Origin of the sequence: Pseudoroseomonas cervicalis ATCC 49957 (assembly GCF_000164635.1) — a bacterium.
GTDB lineage: Bacteria > Pseudomonadota > Alphaproteobacteria > Acetobacterales > Acetobacteraceae > Pseudoroseomonas > Pseudoroseomonas cervicalis.
Window position 1 is genome coordinate 189,413 of the sequence record NZ_GG770781.1, and the last position, 3,048, is coordinate 192,460.

Annotated in this window: 3 protein-coding genes; 2 read left to right on the forward strand and 1 reads right to left on the reverse strand. The window is 72.9% G+C overall.

Annotated features, from left to right (window positions below; translation table 11 throughout):
- The coding region (locus HMPREF0731_RS15940) for a lytic murein transglycosylase (protein ID WP_007005203.1) at positions 1–942 on the forward strand (942 nt) is incomplete at its 5' end.
- 1 nt (position 943) lies between these two features.
- Here the strand turns inward: HMPREF0731_RS15940 and HMPREF0731_RS15945 are convergent.
- On the reverse strand, positions 944–1,834 hold the full coding sequence (locus HMPREF0731_RS15945; protein WP_007005204.1) for a LysR substrate-binding domain-containing protein: 891 nt from the start codon (positions 1,832–1,834) through the stop codon (positions 944–946).
- A 123-nt stretch (positions 1,835–1,957) separates the two neighbouring features.
- On the opposite strand from HMPREF0731_RS15945, the gene HMPREF0731_RS15950 reads away from it, so the two are divergent.
- On the forward strand, positions 1,958–2,896 hold the full coding sequence (locus HMPREF0731_RS15950) for a dihydrodipicolinate synthase family protein (RefSeq protein ID WP_007005205.1): 939 nt from the start codon (positions 1,958–1,960) through the stop codon (positions 2,894–2,896).
- Positions 2,897–3,048: the final 152 nt, after the last annotated feature.

A 3,048-nucleotide genomic window follows, 5' to 3' on the forward strand; every position in this document is an offset into this window, starting at 1 on the left:
CCCAGCCCGGCGCCGACCCCGCCCGCCGCCAGCCCGGTGGTGATCGACGAGGCCGCCTTCCAGCGCTTCCTCGCCGGGGTGCGGCAGGAGGCGGCGCGCAACGGCGTGTCCAACGCCATCCTGGCGCGCTCGCTGGACCGGGCGAAGCCGCAGCCGCGCGTGCTGGAGCTGGACCGCCGCCAGCCCGAGGGCGTGCTGAGCTGGGAGCAGTATCGCGACCGCATCGTGTCGCAGACCCGCATCCAGAACGGTCGCCGCGCCTATGCCGAGAACCGCGCCCTGCTGCAGGCGATCGAGGCGCGCTACAATGTCTCGCCGCGCGTCATCGTCGCCATCTGGGGCATGGAGACGAATTACGGCAGCAACACCGGCGGCTTCAACGTGGTGGACGCGCTGGCGACGCTGGCCTGGGAGGGCCGCCGCGCCAGCTTCTTCCGCGCCGAGCTGATGGCGGCGCTGCGCATCCTGGAGGGCCAGCACATCGCGCCGGAGCGCATGCAGGGCTCCTGGGCCGGCGCCATGGGCCAGCCGCAATTCATGCCGACCAGCTTCGAGCGGCTGGCGGTGGATTTCGACGGCGACGGCCATCGCGACATCTGGGACAATCGCGGCGACGCGCTGGCCTCCATCGCCAACTACCTGGCGCGCAGCGGCTGGCAGGCCGGCCAGGGCTGGGCGATCGAGGCGCGGCCGCCCGCCGGCTTCGACATCCAGCGGGTCGACACCGAGACGCGCCGCTCCATGGCCGAATGGAGCCGGCTGGGCTGGCGCCGCGCCGATGGCGCGCCCCTGCCGGCCAGCGGCGACGCCAATCTGGCGGTGCCGACGCGCAGCTCCGGCCAGGTCTTCCTCGGCCTGCCCAATCTGCGGGTGATCCGGCGCTACAACTCGCCGATGAATTACGGGCTGGCGGTCGGGCTGCTGGCCGACGCGGTGGCCTGACTCAGCCGGGCGGCGGGGCCTCCTGCTCCGCCGCTCCCTCCCGAAGAGAATCGGTCAGCAGCGCCGCCAGGCTCTCGCGGCGGCCGCGGCCGACCAGCATGCCGACCTCGCGCGCATAGCGCGGCTCCGGCACCGGCAGGCGACGCAGGGCGCGGCCGGAAGGCGCCTCGATCCCCCAATCCGGCAGCAGCGCCACGCCCAGACCCTGGGCGACCAGGATGACGATCGCCTCCTGCGCGTCCAGCTCGAACAGCTCGCGCACCGCGAGGCGGTGGTCGCGCAGATAGTCGGTGACCAGCCGGCCGCTCCAGGATTCGCGGTCGGCGCGGATCAGCGGCGCGGCGCCGAGCAGCGCCGCCACGCTCTCCCCTTCCAGCCCGGCGGGCGCGATCAGCGTCAGCGCCTCGCGCCGCAGCCTGTGCCAGGCCAGGCTCTTGGGCAGGGCGAAGGGCGGGCGGACGGCCAGCACGCAATCCAGCTCGCCGCGCTCCAGCCGCTGGTGCAGCTGGGCCGAGGTGCCGGGCACCACCTTGATCTCCACCCCCGGATGCCGCTCGGCCATGCGGCGCAGCGCCGGCGGCATCAGGCTGATCAGCGCCGTCGAGATCGAGCCCACCCGCAGCTGCCCCGAGGGCTGGCCGAGCTGCGCCGCGTGGCGCATCTCCTCGACCCGGGCCAGCATCTCCCCGGCCAGGCCCAGCACCGCCCGCCCGGCCTCGGTCGGCACCAGGGAGCGGCCATGGCGCACCAGCAGCCGGGCGCGCAGCTCGCGCTCCAGCGCCGCCACCTGCTCGGCGACCGAGGCGCTGGCCAGGTTCAGCCGCCGCGCCGCCGCGGCCAGCGAGCCGGCCTCCACCACCGCGCAGAAGCTGGCCAGGAAGCGGGTGTTCATGGCGATCCCTCCAGAGCGCGGAATATCCGATGTCTGACCCAGGAACAAATCGGGTTTTCCGCGCGGGCCGGTCCCGCCATACAGCCCTGTGCCGCCGCTGGCGGCGCCTGACGGAGGAATCCCATGCCGCTCGACCACACCGCCAAGGGCGTCTACCCGATCGCCCCCACCCCCTTCGACGCCGAGGGGCGGATCGACTACGCCTCGGTCGACCGCATGACCGATTTCTACCTGGCATGCGGCAGCACCGGCATGACCGTGCTCGGCGTGATGGGCGAGGCGCCGAAGCTGGACGGGGCCGAGGCGCTGGAACTCGCCACCCGCTTCGTCACCCGCGCCAAGGGCATCCCCGTCATCGTCGGCGTCTCCGCCCCCGGCTTCGCCGCCATGCGGACCCTGGCGCGCGCGGCGATGGACAAGGGCGCGGCCGGCGTGATGATCGCCCCGCCCAACACGCTGCGCACCGACGATCAGATCGTCACCTATTACCGCCAGGCCAGCGAGGCCATCGGCGAGGACATCCCCTTCGTCATCCAGGATTTCCCGCAGACCTTCTCGGTGGTCATGACGCCGGGCGTCATCCGTCGCATCGTGCAGGACAACGCGGCCTGCGTGATGCTGAAGCATGAGGATTGGCCGGGCCTGGAGAAGATCTCGACGCTGCGCGGCTTCCAGGCGGATGGCTCGATGCGGCCGATCTCCATCCTCTGCGGCAATGGCGGGCTGTTCCTCGATTTCGAGGTGGAGCGCGGCGCCGATGGCGCGATGACCGGCTACGCCTTCCCCGACATGCTGTGCGACATCGTGCGCCTGCAGGCCGAGGGCCAGCGCGACGCGGCGCATGACCTGTTCGACGCGCATCTGCCGCTGCTGCGCTACGAGCAGCAGCAGGGCCCGACGGGTCTGGCGGTGCGGAAATACGTGATGGCCAAGCGCGGCATCATCGCCTCCGACGCGCAGCGCAAGCCTGGCGCCAGCCTGACCGCCAAGGCCAAGGCCGAGGTGGAATACCTGCTCGCCCGCGTGGCGCGGCACGATCCGCGCGCCGGCAAGACCATCTGAGCCGGCCATAACACTTGCTTGACCCTCCGGGCCGCGCCTTGCCGCGGCCCGGAGGGCGGTCAAGATGCGGGCCGAGGCCGCCCCGGCGGCACCCCCCGCCAGGACCGCCCATGCCGCTTGCCGATGCCGCCCCGCCCTGCCCCGCCGCCCTG